Genomic DNA, 17,420 nt, shown 5'->3' with positions numbered 1-17,420 from the left:
TCATTCCCTTATTTGAAGCGATGCGTTAGCATGGCCGTCAAATCACGGGATAATGTATTTAAAATATGAATGACACGTGCGTAATCCATTCGCGTAGGTCCCAAAATTCCGATGGAGCCCAAAGCCTCTCCATCCAATGAATAGGATGCCGTTATCAGGCTGCAATTGGCGAAGGCTTCATGATCATTCTCGGTGCCTATTCGCACCTGAATACCAGATCCACCCTGCACGGGCATCATCAATTTCATGAGTGTTGGTGTCTCATCCAGCAGGTCAAGAATATCTTTTACCTTTTCAATATCTTTAAACTCTGGCTGGGTCAACATATTGGTGGCACCACTAAGGAACAGACGATTATCATGCTCGTTGTCAAAGGCACTGTTCAGCACCTGCATGACTTCCTCATAACGTGTAATATGCCGTTCCATCTCTTGCCCAAGCTCGGTGTAGAGACGAGACTTTAATTTGTAAATCGGCACGCCGACCAGCTTGCTGTTTAATAAACGAACTACATTCTCCATCTCCGCTACCGAAATTTCAGGTGGAATCTGAACTGTCTTGTTCTCTACCTGACCCGTGTTCGTTACGATGATGGCTACAGCCTCGCTTTCATTAAGCGGAAGCAGTTGAAAATGACGAAGTGACGTGTGGAAAACTTCCGGTCCAAGCAGGATCGAAGTATAATTCGTCATATGTGACAAAATGACTGAGGCATGCTGAATAACTTGTTCCATCACGTTCAGCTTTTCTGCGAAAAATGATTTCAGGTCGTCCAGCTCTTGCGGCTCCACCTGATTCCAGGGAACCAAATGATCGACATAATATCGATAGCCTTTGTGCGAAGGTATGCGACCAGCCGATGTATGCGGCTGTTCCAGAAAGCCCATATCTTCAAGGTCCGCCATTTCATTACGGATCGTCGCCGGACTGTATCCAACATCTCCCCTTTTGGAAATGCTCCGGGACCCTACGGGCTCAGCTGAACGGATATAGTCATCCACTATAGCGTTCAGAATCATTCGTTGACGCTCTGTTAACATGGTGAGTATTCCCTCCTTCTGACTGTACTGTCCCATGTCGTTAGCACTCCGGTTAGATGAGTGCTAAGCGGTAATACAAAAATACCAAAATGACGTGAGCATTGTCAAGTCAGTTTGATGAGTACGCTCATCTATTTATAGTATAGACCAATGTCTCCAAGACATAACAACTTTACTGTACATCTCATGAATTAAAAAGAACCGCAGGTGAGATAGAGTATACTCGGCTCAATCCATACGGTTCATTCATTTATCAGGCTGAAATATTCAACTCTTTCAATACAGCAATCTCATCACAGCAATCCTGCTTGCTGCAATGAACACAGTCGGTCCATACTTTTTCCGGGAAAATTTCCTTGTTCACAACGGCAAAACCGTTTTTGAGAAAAAAGGACACCTCATATGTCAACGCCATGACCTTGGGAATTTGCTGTTTCTCCGCTTCCTCTACCAGCCGGTCCAGCAGCAGTGAGCCAATGCCCATGCCTTTGTGACCTTCGGAGATGCCTAGCGATCTGACTTCCACCAGATCATTTCCCAAACGGCAGAGAGATCCACAGCCTACAACCTGACCATTCACTTCTGCTACAACAAAGTGCTCCAGCTGCCGTTGCAGTACTTCCCGTGAACGCGGAAGCATGATCCCACGCTCTGCATAGCCCTTAATCATTTCAAATAATGGTTCAACATCTTCCGGTACGGCTTTTCTGCATATGGCCGACATCCAGCTCTCCTCCTATAAGAAGCTTTCCAGAGGAAAGCTGACTTCGTAGTTGTATAAATTACACGCTCTGTAAAATCAATATGAATAAATATACAACAGAGCGTATAGAATTTCAAGCTACGAATTCAGCGATATAGACCCGATAAACTCGGCAAAAACGTCATTTCCGAACAGGATGCCCTGTTCACTAAGCCGGAAGCCGTCTGGCGTCTTCTCCAGCAGTCCTGCATTCAGCATTTTGCCCAAAGGCTTCGCAAACACTTCCTCCATAGGCTCCCCGAACTGATCGCTGAACCGTGAGGATGAAGCACCTTCCAGCATTCTCAATCCAACCATCAGATAATCTTCCATTGCCTCGGCGCGGCTGATCTCAAAATGATCGAGACGCGGCAGACCTCCTTTGGAAGCTTCAACATACGGGTTTATACCTTTTATATTCATATGGCGTTCGCGGCCTACATATCCATGTGCACCTGCACCCAGACCGTAATAGTCCTCATTACGCCAGTACGTGATATTGTGACGGCTCTCGAAGCCGGGTTTGGCAAAGTTACTGATCTCGTATTGTCCGTAACCTGCTTCTTTCATACGCTTCATTAATAGAAGATACATTTGCAACTCGTCGTCTTCATGAGGAAGCGGTAGCTGGTTCTTCTGATACAACGTATGGAAAAGAGTATTCTCTTCCACCTTCAGGCTGTATATGGAGTAATGCGGCAAATCCAGTTCCAGCGCTTTATCAATACTCTCGTTCAGCATCTCGACAGTTTGGTTTGGCAAACCAAACATGAGGTCAATGGACAAGTTATGCAATCCAGCTGCTCGGGCATTTTCCAAACTGCGGTATACATCATCTGTATTATGAATCCGGCCAATACCTGTCAGCAGATCATTTTGAAAAGCCTGTACCCCAAAGCTGACGCGGTTCACTCCGCCTTCTTTCATAACGGCGAGTTTCTCCGCATCGGTCGTGCCCGGATTAGCTTCCATCGAAAACTCAATATCATCTGCCCAATTGGGGAAATAGGTCTTAACGGACTTCAGGAATACGGCCATTTCATCCGGTTTCAGTGCAGTAGGCGTACCGCCGCCCACAAATATGGTTTTGATTTCTCCCGGCGGATTCGCTTTAACCGTGTGTTCCATCTCCCGTTCCAGCGCTTCAAGGTACTGCATAACAGGCTGGTCCTTCAATACATAAGAGTTAAAATCGCAGTAGAAACATTTATTTGTGCAAAAGGGAATGTGAAGATACACCGCTTGGGGTGCACCTGTTTTCCGGCTGTGTGCTGCCAATGTCATGGCGAGTCCCCCTCTATTTGAAAAAAGGAAAGCCATCCGGCTTCCCTTTCAGCTTGGTTTATTGGTTATTCTGTGTTGTGCCTAAGTTTGCAAGCAAACGTCTTGCAATTCAATTTTGATACACACACTCAGTGTTGTACCCAAAAATGAATTATTAATCTAATTTGAATACACACATTCTGTGCTGTACCTCAAAAATCCGTTCATCCTTTCATACACAAATTATTGATGTACCGAAAGGGTTCACGTGACGTTTGCAAGCAAACGTCTTTTTAAACGCATTCTCCGATACACAAAATTTGATGTACTCAGAGATTGCGTTCTTAATCATCAATTTTCAGCACCGCCATGAATGCTTCTTGCGGCACCTCTACGTTACCAACCTGCTTCATCCGCTTCTTACCTTCCTTCTGCTTCTCAAGCAGTTTCCGTTTCCGCGAGATGTCACCGCCATAACACTTCGCAAGTACGTTTTTACGCATTGCTTTTACCGTTTCACGAGCTACAACTTTGGTACCTACAGATGCCTGAATTGGCACCTCGAACATTTGCCGTGGAATCAGCTCGCGCAGTTTCTCACAGACAATGCGTCCACGGTTATAGGCACGGTCACGGTGAACGATGAAGGACAGAGCATCCACCTGTTCGCCATTGAGTACAATGTCCATTTTCGCCAGATTGGACTGACGGTAACCGGACAGCTCATAATCAAGGGATGCATATCCTTTGGTACCGGATTTCAGCTGGTCGAAGAAGTCATATACAATCTCGGACAACGGAATCTCATAGGTAATGGTAACCCGGGTTGTGTCCAGATATTCCATATTCACATATTCACCACGTTTATTCTGACACAGCTCCATAATGGTACCTACATAATCATTCGGTACGATAATGTCTGCCTTGACATATGGTTCCTCGACGTAATCAATCCGTCCCACCTCAGGATAGTTGGATGGGTTGTCGATTTTCATCACTTCACCATTCGTTAAGGTGACGTGATAGATTACACTTGGTGCCGTTGTGATCAACGGAATATTAAACTCCCGCTCGATCCGCTCCTGGATAACGTCCATGTGAAGCAGTCCAAGGAATCCGCAACGGAATCCAAAACCGAGTGCACTGGATGTTTCCGGTTCAAAGCTCAGAGACGCATCGTTCAACTGCAATTTCTCCAACGCTTCACGCAGATCAACATAGTCCGATGTTTCAATCGGATAGAGACCACAATATACCATTGGGTTAATTTTACGATAACCCGGCAAAGGTTCCGGTGTTGGATTTTTGGCATCCGTTACCGTATCCCCGACTTGTGTATCGCCTACATGCCGAATACCGGCAACAATAAATCCAACATCCCCGACGTTCAGCTCGTCCACGATGGTCATACGAGGTTTGAACGCTCCAACTTCAATGACTTCAAATGATTTACCTGTTGCCATCATTTTGATTTTGGAACCGGATTTGATTTTGCCGTCAACAACACGCACATATACGATTACACCTTTGTACGGGTCGTAGTGCGAGTCAAAAATCAGCGCTTTCAAAGGCTGTTCAGGATCACCAGTTGGTGCCGGAACACTTTTCACCACTTGCTCCAAAATTTCTTTGATTCCGATTCCTGATTTGGCCGAAGCCAAAACCGCATTACTTGTGTCCAAACCAATAACATCTTCCACTTCCTGCTTCACCCGTTCAGGATCAGCGCTCGGAAGGTCAATTTTGTTGATAACCGGTAAAATTTCAAGATTGTTATCCAACGCCAGATACACGTTGGCAAGTGTTTGGGCTTCAATTCCCTGAGCCGCATCCACAACCAGCAGAGCACCTTCACATGCAGCAAGACTGCGTGATACTTCATACGTGAAGTCTACGTGTCCTGGTGTATCAATCAGATTCAATAAATACTCTTCACCGTCATCCGCTTTGTAAGTCAAGGCTACTGCTTGTAGCTTGATCGTTATTCCACGTTCGCGTTCAAGGTCCATTTTATCCAGAACCTGTTCCTGCATTTCACGTGACGTGAGCGCACCTGTGTGCTCCAAGATCCGGTCCGCAAGTGTTGATTTGCCGTGATCTATATGTGCAATAATTGAAAAGTTACGAATTTTACGTTGTCTTGCCCGAATGTCAGTCATTCCTTACCCCCAGAAACAGCCTAGTGTCAATCACATCATTATAACAGTTGATGCAGGGTGCATCAATCCCGCGTTGCCCCAACTTTATAATTATCGTCACAATTGCGAACTCCCAAGGGTATATTTTGCCTATATTTCATAACCTTTTATTCAGCGACTCCGCTAAATAAGGATACTACCCACTTCATTCCGTTATGGGACAGATTTTGAAGAAGACCTGCCGTTTTGTCAGCCAGCACGTCGACCGGTGCTTTGCTCTGCTCTGCGCCAAGCACTTGACTCGGTGACAGAACAGGTACGGCTGGGGGTTCTTTGACCTCCTGTTGTACCGCCGCGATCGGAACAGACTCGGCAGCCGGTGCCGCCGGCTCAGTTTTCACCACTGCAGGGTTGCCAGTCGAATCATCGCCCCTATTAAAGTTGCTGCCTGCCAGCTGCATTCCAAACAGAACACCCAGCAACATTAATAAACAGATGGAAAACAATCTTTTGCCGAATCTGGACACATTCCTCGCCTCCTGTTATATCTTCAATTCTTCTATTCTCCATATCAGGAATACTAGCCACCTTGTGATGTCTTTTCCGCACTCGCTTTGTCCACCTTCTGATCATTCCAGTACACCTCTGCAATCATGTCGGCGAGTACTTTGGATGTCCGCTCCAGTTCAGCAGCTGTATTGTCGATGCCGCCAATCTCAATCAATATGCTGTTGGGAGAAAGCGTCTGGTTGTATTCACCATTGTTGGCCCCGCCGCCGTCCTTGCCCCATACGCCCCGAGATACCCCTGGATATTTCGCTTCCAGCTTCTTATGAATTTTGGCCGCAAAGGCCTCATTCTGCTGCCAGTTTGGATTTTCATGTCCTATAATAAAATATACTTTGGCATAACCCAGATTATTAATGGTCGTTGTTGTTTTGTTATGACGTTGTGAGTCACGGTGGATATCGATGAGATACGTAAGATCGTCATTTTGAGCGAGTGCAGTTTTCACCGTCTGACGAGAGTATTTATAGGAATAATTCCAGTTATAATCCTTCACCTTGGTCGGATAATCTTCCTGTGCATGCTCCACCCCAATCCCCAGCTTCTCCAAACTGTCGGATAAGTAGGTTCCCACTTGAAAAACATTGCCCGTCGATTTACCAGAAGAAGGATTGTCACTCTTTGTGCCCAAGAGAGGATTGTATCCTTCACGTGGATGGGAATGGTAGACAAGAATCGCTTTTTTTCCTGTCGTTGGTTTGCTCGGTTCATCTTTACCGCCACTCTTCGGTGGGGGATCACCCTTTACTTCACCATCACCCGGATCCTGTGGATCAGATGGATCGGGGTTATCCTGACCTGGTGGGATATGCTGCTCGCCACCTGATTTCCCTCCGCCTGCCGATGCCGTATCAATGAGTCCAGGACCCGGCTGATAATCTTCTGGAGCTTCAGCTTTTTCATTTCCCGAGCCCGGTCGCAGCAGTACGGGTTGATTGGAACCCATGCCAGGCATTTCTCTAGCGATCAGGCTTTTGGGGTCTTGCGGATTCACATTCGTCAGCAGTTGGAACACAAATGAAGTCAGATTTTCACCAGAAAATGCAGAGGCTTGTTCCTTCTGAGTTAGATGCGGCATTTCCATGCCGAGCATGTCCACAAAAAAGCTGCTTGATACGGCTCCCGCAAACCCTTTCATAGAAGAAACTGGTGAGCTATTCAAACGCTTCTCTGCCATGCCCCCTAGACCGAGTACAACAAAAAACAAAGCAGATATGATCATAAGCAACAACAACGTACGGCCCATGGCCAGCACGTGCAAACATCTCTTTTTCCATTTACCAATATTCCAGGCCAATATTTTGTTCATTGCTTCTGTCTCCTTCCCTGCTGGACAACGCTTATACTTCAACTCTATGAGCCTGCCAGATTTGATAGAACAGGAAAAAGAAGATTGCACAAAAAAAAGAAAGTCCGATAGATTCGGACCTTCTTCCCAGGAGTCTCAAACATTTTAGACTTCAAAATGTTAATTAATGAGTGTAAGCAGCTACATTCTCCGCATTTACCGCATCATGGAGAGCTGCATTTAGACCGGTTGCAATAATATTGGCAATATCTTCGACAAATTCGTCGATTTCTTTGGGCGTAACGATCAGATCATGGCCTAGTGGCTCCAGTACCTCTTTTACCAAACTGAGACGGTCATTTTCGCCGATATCGTCCAGCATGCCCATAATCTGTTTCGTTTGATCGGTTTCTTGTCGAAAATGAGTACGCATCATTTCGATGACGTTATTCACGATGGTCGACGCATAACATACGGTAGGTACACCGATGGCAATGCAGGGAACACCCAATATTTCACGTGTCAGTCCACGTCGCTTGTTCCCAATTCCTGAGCCAGGATGAATGCCGATGTCTGCCACTTGAATCGTTGTATTAACACGTTCGAGGGAGCGTGAAGCCAGCGCATCAATCGCAATGATTGCATCCGGTTTCGTTCGATCCACGATCGCTTGCACGATGTCACTGGATTCTATACCCGTTGTACCCAGCACACCTGGCGCAATGGCACTGACTTCCCGATACCCCGGTGCAACCTGATCCGGCACCAGCTCAAAATACTGACGGGTAACCATCAGATTCTCCACTACCAGCGGACCAAGTGAATCAGGCGTGACGTTCAGGTTGCCCAAACCCACAATCAGCACCTTGGACGTCTTGTTAATTCCCGCTTTGGCCAAAAAATCTTCCATCTCTCGCGTGAATTCTGCCGCCACCCGCTCCTGAAGATCGGTATCCCCGTTACGAAGCGATGGAACCTCCAAAGTGACATAGTGCCCCTTTACACGCCCAATTGCTGTAGCGGCTGCATCATCAAGCACATCAATACGTGTGATTTTGATACCGTCTTTCTCATCCACATCCTCCCGCAGCCCGGGAATCGTCTGTTTCTGTCCCCCCTGAGCCATCTCCTTGGAGTCAATTGCCAAGTCGGTACGAACTGCATAATTTTGCAAATCCAGTGTCATCTGTCCCTGCCTCCCTTACCGCATTTGAGCATATTGTGTGGGAAAATGGTGTGCTTTATGCAGCACCATCGAACATCATAGGAAAATCTGTTGCAATTTGCATGCCAGCGTGCTAGAATATTTTAAGTTGTGAAACGTTTGTATTCATGCAAATGCCTTACAGGAGGTGAATGTAATGCCAAACATCAAATCCGCTGTTAAACGCGTAAAAACGAGCGACAAGCGCCGCGCACTCAACGCTTCCCAGAAATCTGCACTCCGTACAGCTGTTAAAGCTGCTGATGCTGCTCTGGTAAGTAACGAAGTTGATACTGCAAAAGCTGCGATTCAAGCTGCTTCCAAAAAGCTGGACAAGGCTGTAACTAAAGGTCTAGTTCATAAAAATGCTGCAGCCCGCAAAAAGTCTCGCTTGGCGAAAAAACTGAACGCTCTTTCCGCACAAGCGTAAGAAGCGTTACTTATACGATCTAATGGAAAAATCCTGAACAGCACGAGCTTTCAGGATTTTTTAGTATCTGATTCTATAAGCACTCATTCAAACGGGCGGCCTCTATTCCGATGATCTCACCATCAACGGAATAGAGGCCGCTTTGTGTTACAGTTATATCTAAGTTTAAGCACCGAGCCTTAACAAGAAAAGCTCTAGTCCGAGCACTTTATCCACTGCCCCGGTCTTCATCTGATAATCCAGTTCACTGAGATGACTCAGAATTAGCCTCAAACGTTCTGCCTGAAACTTGCGAGCCTGTTCACCAGCAATTTTGACAGCATACGGATGCAGACCAAGCTGACTGGCAATCTGCTGTTGGGAGTAACTCTGCTGCCCTAACTCCTTTACCTGAATCATAATTCGAAATTGACGGGCAATCAAGGCAGCAATTTTGATTGGTTCTTCACGCTGCTTCAGCAACTCATAAAAAAGACCCAACGCTTTCTCCAGCCTCAAGTTAGCAAGCTCCTCCACCAACGCGAACACATTCTGCTCGGTACTTCGCGCCACCAAAGATTCGATATCTGCGCGTTTAATCGTGCCTCCGTTACCAGCGAACAAACACAACTTGTCCACTTCCGCAGATAACGTCTGCAAGCCTGTTCCTGCATAACTAACAAGCGTGTCAGCTGCTCCAGTCTCAAAAGATACATCCCGTTGCTTCGCCAGCTTTACAATCCAACCCAGCAGCTCTTCACCACTTAGTGGAGCGAACGCAAGGACAACGGCTTGTTTCTTGGCTGCCTTAACTAGTTTTTTACGCTCATCCAGCTTATCCCCTTGGGCCAGAAACACAATAATACTATAATCTGCCGGATTGTCCATATATGTAAGCAGCCGATCAATCTGGTGATCAATTTTGGAATCCTTGCCTGCTGTAAACAAATTAGCATCGCGAACGATAATGAGTTTACGTGGAACAAGAAAAGGAACCGTCTCCGCTTCTTCAATGACCACCTCCACAGGTGTCTCAGAGAGATCATATGGAATGATCGCAAATTCTCGGTGCTCTTCTTCAATTACCTGTTGTTTTAACATATCCGTAAATTGCTGTATCTGGTACTTCTCCGTTCCGTACAGCACATATACCGGAGCCGTTTCTCCATTACGTATTGCCTTTGTCGCACTCTTTACATCCATCACGGTGCCCCCTTATCCCTCTTATCCTACCAGAAATCGTGACAGACAACAAAGGGGCCTTACATCCGGTTACGGATGAAGGCCCCCTGTCCTACATCTATATAAACGCTGACACCAACAATTCTAGAAAAAGCTGGTGCGCGGTCATACGACGTCAGTTATGCCAACTGAGATAGGACGTTGTTGTTACTTTCAATATATTCTTGATACAACAGAAATGTTCGGCAAGTCTTGAGGCCAAACGTATAATTTACAGCCTATTTGCCAGAGGTCCCGGTTGAACCAGTGGACACATTAAACGATTTCTTCACTGTTGTCCCATCTTGATCTGTCTCGTAATTGAATACGGTGCTATCCTTGGACCAGCTCGCAGATTTTAGTGTACCCTCCACACTACGTTGCTCGACCAGATTAAGCACATCCGGGTCAGCGGCAGGTTTAGAGTAAATGCTGATCTGATCGCCGAGCAGCATGACCAGATAGGAGCCATCGGGTGACTTCCATTCTTTTGGAGTCGTCGTGGCAAGTGCACCTGAATCCTTGGCAGCCAATCCCTTATTTCCTCCCGCTGCATCCATGCCTGTCTCGGAATCAGGACTAGTCACGCCCTCCGTCGGCTCTTCTACCTTAACATCAGGCATATCCTGAGAAGTAGTGAATGATTGTGCATCCCCATTTTCAGGCTCCGTTGCTCCACTCTCAGTAGAACCTGCCGAAGGTCCGGTAGCAGCTCCTGAATCCTGACTTTTTTGCTGATCTGCACTCTTGGTACTATCAGCAGGATTGGAACTGGAAGGGGCGTTTTTCGTTGCATCACTCTTGTTCAATTCTGACCCAGTATCTGGCTGTTTAGAAGGTTGCTCTTCCTTCAATTCTGGTTCCTGCACCTTCTCTGAACCGTTTTCTTCAGGACCAACCTCTTGAGCTTGTTTATCTTCAGCGGATGGCTGACTTTCCGAACTATCGATCCACACACTGTTATCGCTCTGTAGTGAGGAGGAAGAATCTTCATTGTTGATCTCTCTGCTCAGTGGATTTTGATCCTCATTCCCGCCTTCTTGGGTACTGCCCGTGCTCATTATCGTTTCTGCATTTTCAATCTTCTCTGGCTGATATCCAAAAATGGCAACGCCCAGTACAACAGCGGCTGCTGCTGCGCCCATGGACATCCGGCCCGCCATAGAATTCAACCATTTTTGCTTCGGTTTCCGCTCACTTGAACGCTGTAAATTCTCAAATGCAGCAGGGACAGGACTCATTTCCTGTATTGTACTGCTTTGTTCCCTTTTCGCTTCGTCGATTGCATCCAGTTGCGGCATAATGGCATCAACCAGACTGAATCTCGGGGTTACCTGCGGCAAATCTTCCAGTTCTCTGGAGAGAGCTCTGAGCAAACTAAAATTTTCGGCGCACTCCGCGCATTGGGCCACATGCTGTAGCATCTGCGCAGTTTCCGCCTCGCCCAGATCATGATCCAGATACCGGTGCATCCATTCCACCACCTCTTCGCATTTCATCCTGTCACACCACCTTTCTGATACTCCTGTAGTAGATTCTGTAATTGCTGTCTGGCTCTAAATAAATAAGATTTAACCGTATTCAACGGAAGATCGAGGCAATCCGCAATTTCGTTATAGGATAAGTCCTGCAAATATCTTAGAACAATAACGGTACGATGATGCTCAGGCAGCTTGTTAATGGCATCCTGAATATCCTTTGCCACATATGTGGACATCACTTCGAATTCCACATCCTGATTGTCCTGAAAAACCATATCATGCTCGTCAATGGAGACGGAGGGCTTGGTTCTTCTGAATTTGTCAATACAGATATTCGTGACGATGCGTTGAACCCATGTCTTAAACTGGGCCTTTTCCTCATATGAATTAATCTTGGTGTAAATTCGGATCAACGCTTCCTGAGCAGCATCCAAAGCGTCTTGTTCATTATTTAGAATGTAATATGCGGTCCGATAAACATGCTGTTCAATGTCCCGCAATAGGGTAATTAGAGCGTCGCGATCGCCCGATTGAGCGGCTCTGATGAGTTCCGGCTCTACCACAAAGGATCCCCCTCTCCCTGCAACCTTACAGACGTGACCATCAATAAAATTGTTGCAAAGTTAAGTATTTTTTTTATTGCCATAACAAAATAACGGCTTATGTATTGGGGCCGCTGAAATCTTCTCTTAGAATAACAGAAATTGCATAACGAGTCATCAAGCCAGCTCAAAAGTCATTCCAGTACTTACACGACTCAATTTTATTACAATGGCATACATTATAGCTAACAACACTTATAGCATTGAAAATAAAAAAGTTCAAATTTTGTACAAATTTAAGCTCGTTTTAATGTAATTTTCATGAAAACAGTGTATTGTAAATTTACATTCATAACACGAGGTGATGAGCATGCCAGCTCTTGCAAAAATTCAAGCGTTAAAAGAACAAATGCCCAAAGAATATCAAAGCATATCCCATTTTGTGGAACATGCTTTGCAGTCTATTGATACCCTGGTTGAGGAACATCGGAAATACACCGCTGCACAGGCATTATACGGCGATAAAATCGTCGGATCGGAAGAACGCTTGTACAGAGAAACCGTGCTTGATGTACGAGCACAGCTCTTGCTGACGCTTGAGAAAACCGTAGAAGATCTGTTGCACAAAGGCGACAAACATTGGAGTAAACACTTCAAAGATGGCGTTGAATAATTCGTTGTTATAAGTCATTCCAAGATTAGCCCGCTTTCCGGCATTCTCCCCGAGGAGTATAAAGGAAAGCGGGCTTTTGGTTTCATTCTTCGAGCAAATGATGTACTTCATAGAGAAAATTAATAAATGACAACCAGTTGTAGATTGGGACTGTATAGATTTTATCTTTATTGAGCGAACATGATGAACACAGAAGTATTACGTATCTTTCACGAAATTTTACATTAATTTCACATAAACAGCATAATCAATCCCATTTTATAACTTAAAATAGAAAATATAGGCACGTAGAGGAGCGAAATCAGACAACTAACGGAAAACTGGACACTATTTAATAGTAATTCAAGTCGCACAGACGAACTAGAACTCACAACGGCGCAACAAAATTTCTAAGCAGATATGAGGCAGATTAAATGAATTTGAAAATCTTTTTAAAGTACTTCCTGGGATTTTTTCTACTCTGTAGTCTATTATTTATTGTATATAATATGATGATACGCCATAAAACTTGGGATCAAATCGATCACACGATTAACTTATTCAGTGCGACTATAATTAGCTTAATAGTTGGTATTTCAAAAGCAAGAGAGTAATCCATTTTAGCCAACTCCCACAGAAATTCATGAATCATCCATCGTCAACTTGTAGCGCACATCAATCTTCCCATCTTTGATCTTCATCTGAATCTCCCCCATTTGATCTGTTCGATAGATCTCTGTACCCGAATCTACAAGACGTTCAAGCACCCCAGGATTGGGATGTCCATATGTATTGTTGGCCCCAGCAGATATCACGGATGCAGATGCATTCCAGTACTGTAACCAAGCTTCCGTTGACGATGTTTTGCTACCGTGGTGTGCAACTTTTAATACGTCTATGGTGACAGGAACCTCATGATTCTCCCCCAAATGACGTGTAAACATCTCCTGAATAGTAACATCTACTAACGTAGCATCCGCATCGTACTGTCCAAACGAGGCTGAGAGCGATCCATCTTGAATCATATAGAGCAGATCCTGCTCGGCTGCAGCATCCATGTCTCCTGTGAACAATAATGAGGCGCCTGCCATTTCCAGCATAAAGACAACCGAATCATGATTCTGATGTTCCGAGAAGGGCAATCTTTCTTCTGTATCCATCGCTTTCTCCAGATCCGGATATATAAAATGTAGTCTGGTCTCCCCATCCGGAGCGTAGGACATCCCTTGGCGAATGGCATATAACGGAATCTGCTTGTCTATAACGGTATCCAGCAATTTCTCGAAATTGGCTGTACCGCTGGTTGTCCCATTGAACATGAATCGTTCCACTGGAATCTGTTCGAGCACGGCCTGTAATCCACCAGCATGATCCTGATCGGCATGGGTTACGATTACGGCGTCCAGCCGATGAATGCCCCGCTTTTTCAATAAAGGAACGACCACCTTGGCCCCTACTTCGTATGGATCACGCCGTGTCTTCCAGGATTGTTCAGACTTCCCGAACTGGACCGTACCTCCACCATCGACCAAAATATGTTTGCCTTCAGGTGTTGTAATAAGTGTACTGTCCCCTTGTCCGATATCCAAAAACTGCACCACTCCTGTCCCCGCAGGCTGCGGTGTCTGGTATGCCCACCATAATCCCACCACAAAGCTGAGAGCCAGCAGCGCACACATCCATTTGTGGAAGACGTTCATCCGTTCACCAGAGTAAAAACCCGCCCCACGCGCAGCAAATGCACTGGTATATTCCGGCCAGGCAATACTTGCACTTAATGTTGTCATCGAACCCGGGCTAGCCTCACGTCCACCTTTGTTTAATCCTTGTGATGATACATTAGACAACCCAGACAATCCTAGAGCCGCTTTAGGCGTTCCCCCAACAAATCGGCGATCCAGCGGAGCCGTATCCTCTTCTGTGCCCTGAACTACAGGCTGGTCACCTCGACCACGATGAAGGACCCGCAGAAGCGCATAGAGAACGGCATAATATGCTGTTATCCACAGTAGCGATGGGGTAGCCCAGATCAGCACAAATCCAGGCAAACTGTTCATCCACTCCACACTTACAAAGGTCAATTTGTTCAACATAATAGCAATCCACGCCAATGGTTTAGCCAGAGGTATCCAAATGAACGATAAAATCAGGGCAACCGTTCCAAGAGGAAGTACAATGGCACTGATCAAAGATACAAGCAGGAAGTTTGCGACAAATGAAAGCAGTGAAAACTGGTTGAAATACAGAATCGTGACCGGAAAAGAAATGAGCTGTGCTGTTACCGTCACAGAAGCTGTTGCTGCAAGGCCCTTGGGCCAACTGCTAAATATCCGATTAATCAGTGGCATGTAAATCATCAGTCCAGCCGTTACAAGAAAAGATAGCTGAAAGCTCACGCTCAGTAAAAAATACGGGTTCCACCACATCATCAACAACGCTGCTGCACTGATCATCTGCAATCCATCCCTCGCAAGCCCGCGCCGCGCCATATACAAACCAATCATCGACATGATACCCGCACGAATGACTGATGGCGAACCGCCAGACAACAGTACATATGCAGGTATTAGCAGCAACACAATGGTGAGCGAGGTTTCTCGGGTTAACCTAAGCCATGATAAAAGGAGAAGCAGCGATGCCACATACACCGCGACATGTGTTCCGGAGATCGCCAATATATGAGTTAAACCAAGCTGTGAAAATTGTCCATATGTATCCGGATCGATATCATTAGCCATCCCAATAATCAGGCCTTTCATATACCCCGCATGAGGTTCGGGAAATATCTGTTCTACCGCTGCGCCAAGTTTATGCCTGACGATGTCATTCCACCGGAGGATATTGAGTTCCCCCAGCCCTTCCGGCGGAACGGTGGTTACCGAGCTGGCACCCTTCACTTTAAACAACCAATGGATATGAAGAGTCCTTAAGTAATTTCGATAGTCAAACCCACCAAAATTTCTAGCTTCGCTGGGAAGCGCAAGCGCACCCGTCAACGTGATCGTATCTCCTCGCTTCCACCCTGCTGCTACTTGCTGTTCTTCTTCCTCAGCCAGGCGAACTTGGACCATTAGACGTTCTCTCACGTTAGGCGCAGTTCGCGCTTCCGACGCTGGCGCCGAGGATGCATCGGATAGTGGAAGCATCGACGTGACCTGCATTTCAAAATCAGCCCGATCCCCATCTATGCGTACATCCGACATAAGGGTTCCTTCGAGTGTAGCTGCATAACCGTCCAAATCCTCGGCTGTCGTATGTGTGATATCGGGCAGACTACTCCGATTCCGCGCATCATTCCATTCCCAGTGCACAGCACCGCCAACGAGTGCTCCAATCAGTAACAAGATGGACCAACCGCGTATATCAATCCATCGTAGTAAAAGAGGCAGACAAACGAATGCTCCGATCATTCCCACGATCAAGGACCAACCCGATAATACACATGCCATCCCACTACCGCATAACCAGCAGACGGTAAATACGAGTAAAGGTCTACCTTTCATTTTCTTCCCCTCCTTTGTGTCACCCGTATGAACGCAGAAAAACCCCCGGCAGCTGATACAGCAACCGGAGGTTCTTCCCCGCAAATTTGAATATTATATTGGTTCTAGTCACTTACTGTCATCATCGTCTCCCGCGGAGGCTGGTAATTTTCCAGCTTACGAAACGTAATACCTTTTTGCTTCATCATATTTGTTACCTTGCCTGTGTCCTTGGGATACGGGCGATGAAACACGATTTCTGTAATACCGCTATTCGCGAGCATATTAGAGCAAGTCCAGCAAGGTTCATCCGTGACATATACAGAAGAGCCTTCACGGTCAATTCGATCGGTGAACAAAAGCAAATTCTGCTCCGCATGAATAGTACGAATACAGCGTTGCTTTTTAACCATTTCCTCCTGACCGTCGGTTACCACCAGCTCATATTCTTCCGAGATCATGCATCCTGCTTCAGAGCAGTCCGGAACCCCCATGGGCGCACCGTTATAGGCTGTTCCAAGCAGTTTCTTCCCCTGAACAAGTACGGCGCCAACATGGCGGCGTGAACAGCGGGAACGGGTAGAGACCATATATGCGATGTCCATGAAATACGTATCCCAGTCTTTGCGTACGTCTGCTGTGCTCATAACCGTTTCCCTCCCACATGATGAAAGTTGAACCCATACATCGTTCTTATGTCATTTCCAATTCAACTTATATCCTAATATTTAATATTGCGTGATTACCTGATCTGTACATAAGGAGCCATTTTCTCCAGCATCTTCATTCCGATTCCTTTCACCTTGGTCAGATCGCTGACTTTGGTAAAAGGACCATGGGAATTACGATAATCAATAATGGCTTGCGCCTTTTTCTCCCCAATTCCAGGAAGGTCCATAAGCTTCGCTGCCGGAGCTGTATTGACATCAATTTTGCCATTGTCGACATCTTCATTGCTTACCAAAGCTTGGTTATTGTCTGGTGAAACAACCGCTGCCTCGGATTTCGTTTGTGTCCCATCAGTAGGAGTATCCGTTTGCTTAACTGCAACTGTCTGATCAGACACTTTCCCTGCTGCGGCATCAACCAGATTAGTCTCTACTGGGGCCTCTGTTGTTGACGATCTCTGTTCTGCATCGGAAGCCTTCGTTTGTTCCTGAACCAAAGTAGCCGACTGTACAGCAGGGGTTTCCTGCTCTATCGTCGGCTTCTCGGTGGCGAGCTGCATAGGTTCCCAGCCCGAAGGCGGCTGTTCACTTTTGCCCGACCATAATATCAGAATACATCCGACCACCGCCGCAGCAATGGTCATCCCCTTGTTCCATCTCATTTTCTTCCACACCTCTCCCTGGATTCAAAAAAATCTATTCTGAACACGGGCGGTGCTTCCG

At 46.2% G+C, this 17,420-nt stretch carries 15 protein-coding genes; 2 read left to right on the top strand and 13 right to left on the bottom strand.

Annotated features, from left to right (window positions below):
* Positions 1-8: 8 nt before the first annotated feature.
* The 7 genes from hrcA to gpr all read right to left on the bottom strand — a co-directional run bounded on the left by hrcA (position 9) and on the right by gpr (position 8,224).
* Positions 9-1,040 carry a heat-inducible transcriptional repressor HrcA gene (gene hrcA / locus BLV50_RS21430; RefSeq protein WP_062328691.1) on the bottom strand — a complete coding sequence of 344 codons (1,032 nt, stop codon included), beginning with the start codon at positions 1,038-1,040 and terminating at the stop codon, positions 9-11.
* Between the two features lie 253 nt (positions 1,041-1,293).
* On the bottom strand, positions 1,294-1,764 hold the full coding sequence (locus BLV50_RS21425; RefSeq protein ID WP_063567287.1) for an N-acetyltransferase: 471 nt from the start codon (positions 1,762-1,764) through the stop codon (positions 1,294-1,296).
* A gap of 117 nt (positions 1,765-1,881) precedes the next feature.
* On the bottom strand, positions 1,882-3,066 hold the full coding sequence (gene hemW, locus BLV50_RS21420) for a radical SAM family heme chaperone HemW (RefSeq protein ID WP_024628499.1): 1,185 nt from the start codon (positions 3,064-3,066) through the stop codon (positions 1,882-1,884).
* Between the two features lie 323 nt (positions 3,067-3,389).
* A complete protein-coding gene (gene lepA / locus BLV50_RS21415; RefSeq protein WP_063567286.1) occupies positions 3,390-5,204 on the bottom strand; it encodes a translation elongation factor 4 in 1,815 nt (604 codons plus the stop codon).
* 146 nt (positions 5,205-5,350) lie between these two features.
* Complete coding sequence (locus tag BLV50_RS21410; protein WP_063567285.1) at positions 5,351-5,710, bottom strand: hypothetical protein; 360 nt, start codon at positions 5,708-5,710, stop codon at positions 5,351-5,353.
* A gap of 53 nt (positions 5,711-5,763) precedes the next feature.
* A complete protein-coding gene (locus BLV50_RS21405; RefSeq protein WP_063567284.1) occupies positions 5,764-7,059 on the bottom strand; it encodes a stage II sporulation protein P in 1,296 nt (431 codons plus the stop codon).
* A gap of 163 nt (positions 7,060-7,222) precedes the next feature.
* Positions 7,223-8,224 carry a GPR endopeptidase gene (gene gpr / locus BLV50_RS21400; RefSeq protein ID WP_063567283.1) on the bottom strand — a complete coding sequence of 334 codons (1,002 nt, stop codon included), beginning with the start codon at positions 8,222-8,224 and terminating at the stop codon, positions 7,223-7,225.
* 175 nt (positions 8,225-8,399) lie between these two features.
* Between gpr and rpsT the strand changes: the two genes are divergently transcribed.
* The gene (gene rpsT, locus BLV50_RS21395; RefSeq protein ID WP_024628504.1) at positions 8,400-8,672 is read left to right on the top strand and encodes a 30S ribosomal protein S20; all 273 of its coding nucleotides are present in this window, start codon (positions 8,400-8,402) and stop codon (positions 8,670-8,672) included.
* Positions 8,673-8,837: 165 nt separating this feature from the next.
* On the opposite strand, the gene holA is transcribed toward rpsT, so the two are convergent.
* From holA to BLV50_RS21380, 3 genes are all read right to left on the bottom strand, one after another.
* A complete protein-coding gene (gene holA / locus BLV50_RS21390) occupies positions 8,838-9,854 on the bottom strand; it encodes a DNA polymerase III subunit delta (RefSeq protein WP_063567282.1) in 1,017 nt (338 codons plus the stop codon).
* A 257-nt stretch (positions 9,855-10,111) separates the two neighbouring features.
* Complete coding sequence (locus tag BLV50_RS21385) at positions 10,112-11,371, bottom strand: anti-sigma factor family protein (protein WP_090809907.1); 1,260 nt, start codon at positions 11,369-11,371, stop codon at positions 10,112-10,114.
* On the bottom strand, positions 11,368-11,916 hold the full coding sequence (locus BLV50_RS21380) for an RNA polymerase sigma factor (protein WP_024628507.1): 549 nt from the start codon (positions 11,914-11,916) through the stop codon (positions 11,368-11,370). Before BLV50_RS21380 ends, BLV50_RS21385 begins: the two co-directional genes overlap by 4 nt.
* Positions 11,917-12,265: 349 nt before the next feature.
* Here BLV50_RS21380 and BLV50_RS21375 point away from each other — a divergent pair, with 349 nt between their 5' ends.
* Positions 12,266-12,568 (top strand): hypothetical protein, encoded by a 303-nt coding sequence (locus tag BLV50_RS21375; protein WP_053781298.1) that lies wholly within the window; start codon positions 12,266-12,268, stop codon positions 12,566-12,568.
* A gap of 620 nt (positions 12,569-13,188) precedes the next feature.
* On the opposite strand, the gene BLV50_RS21365 is transcribed toward BLV50_RS21375, so the two are convergent.
* From BLV50_RS21365 to BLV50_RS21355, 3 genes are all read right to left on the bottom strand, one after another.
* A complete protein-coding gene (locus tag BLV50_RS21365; protein WP_090809905.1) occupies positions 13,189-16,050 on the bottom strand; it encodes a ComEC/Rec2 family competence protein in 2,862 nt (953 codons plus the stop codon).
* 104 nt (positions 16,051-16,154) lie between these two features.
* Positions 16,155-16,676, bottom strand: a complete 522-nt coding sequence (locus tag BLV50_RS21360) for a deoxycytidylate deaminase (RefSeq protein ID WP_063567278.1) — start codon at positions 16,674-16,676, stop codon at positions 16,155-16,157.
* A 95-nt stretch (positions 16,677-16,771) separates the two neighbouring features.
* A complete protein-coding gene (locus tag BLV50_RS21355) occupies positions 16,772-17,359 on the bottom strand; it encodes a ComEA family DNA-binding protein (protein WP_256338015.1) in 588 nt (195 codons plus the stop codon).
* Positions 17,360-17,420 lie beyond the last annotated feature (61 nt).

The organism is Paenibacillus sp. 276b, assembly GCF_900107875.1.
GTDB lineage: Bacteria > Bacillota > Bacilli > Paenibacillales > Paenibacillaceae > Paenibacillus > Paenibacillus marchantiae.
The sequence above is the reverse complement of the archived record's forward strand: the minus strand, read 5'-3'. Positions and strand labels throughout refer to the sequence as shown.

What these genes read in the sequence shown, in the direction of transcription:
- hrcA (WP_062328691.1), bottom strand. Translation starts at nt 1,040, where the DNA reads ATGTTAACAGAGCGTCAACGAATGATTCTGAACGCTATAGTGGATGAC.
- BLV50_RS21425 (WP_063567287.1), bottom strand. Translation starts at nt 1,764, where the DNA reads ATGTCGGCCATATGCAGAAAAGCCGTACCGGAAGATGTTGAACCATTA.
- hemW (WP_024628499.1), bottom strand. Translation starts at nt 3,066, where the DNA reads ATGACATTGGCAGCACACAGCCGGAAAACAGGTGCACCCCAAGCGGTG.
- lepA (WP_063567286.1), bottom strand. Translation starts at nt 5,204, where the DNA reads ATGACTGACATTCGGGCAAGACAACGTAAAATTCGTAACTTTTCAATT.
- BLV50_RS21405 (WP_063567284.1), bottom strand. Translation starts at nt 7,059, where the DNA reads ATGAACAAAATATTGGCCTGGAATATTGGTAAATGGAAAAAGAGATGT.
- gpr (WP_063567283.1), bottom strand. Translation starts at nt 8,224, where the DNA reads ATGACACTGGATTTGCAAAATTATGCAGTTCGTACCGACTTGGCAATT.
- rpsT (WP_024628504.1), top strand. Translation starts at nt 8,400, where the DNA reads ATGCCAAACATCAAATCCGCTGTTAAACGCGTAAAAACGAGCGACAAG.
- holA (WP_063567282.1), bottom strand. Translation starts at nt 9,854, where the DNA reads ATGGATGTAAAGAGTGCGACAAAGGCAATACGTAATGGAGAAACGGCT.
- BLV50_RS21385 (WP_090809907.1), bottom strand. Translation starts at nt 11,371, where the DNA reads ATGAAATGCGAAGAGGTGGTGGAATGGATGCACCGGTATCTGGATCAT.
- BLV50_RS21375 (WP_053781298.1), top strand. Translation starts at nt 12,266, where the DNA reads ATGCCAGCTCTTGCAAAAATTCAAGCGTTAAAAGAACAAATGCCCAAA.
- BLV50_RS21365 (WP_090809905.1), bottom strand. Translation starts at nt 16,050, where the DNA reads ATGAAAGGTAGACCTTTACTCGTATTTACCGTCTGCTGGTTATGCGGT.
- BLV50_RS21360 (WP_063567278.1), bottom strand. Translation starts at nt 16,676, where the DNA reads ATGAGCACAGCAGACGTACGCAAAGACTGGGATACGTATTTCATGGAC.
- BLV50_RS21355 (WP_256338015.1), bottom strand. Translation starts at nt 17,359, where the DNA reads ATGAGATGGAACAAGGGGATGACCATTGCTGCGGCGGTGGTCGGATGT.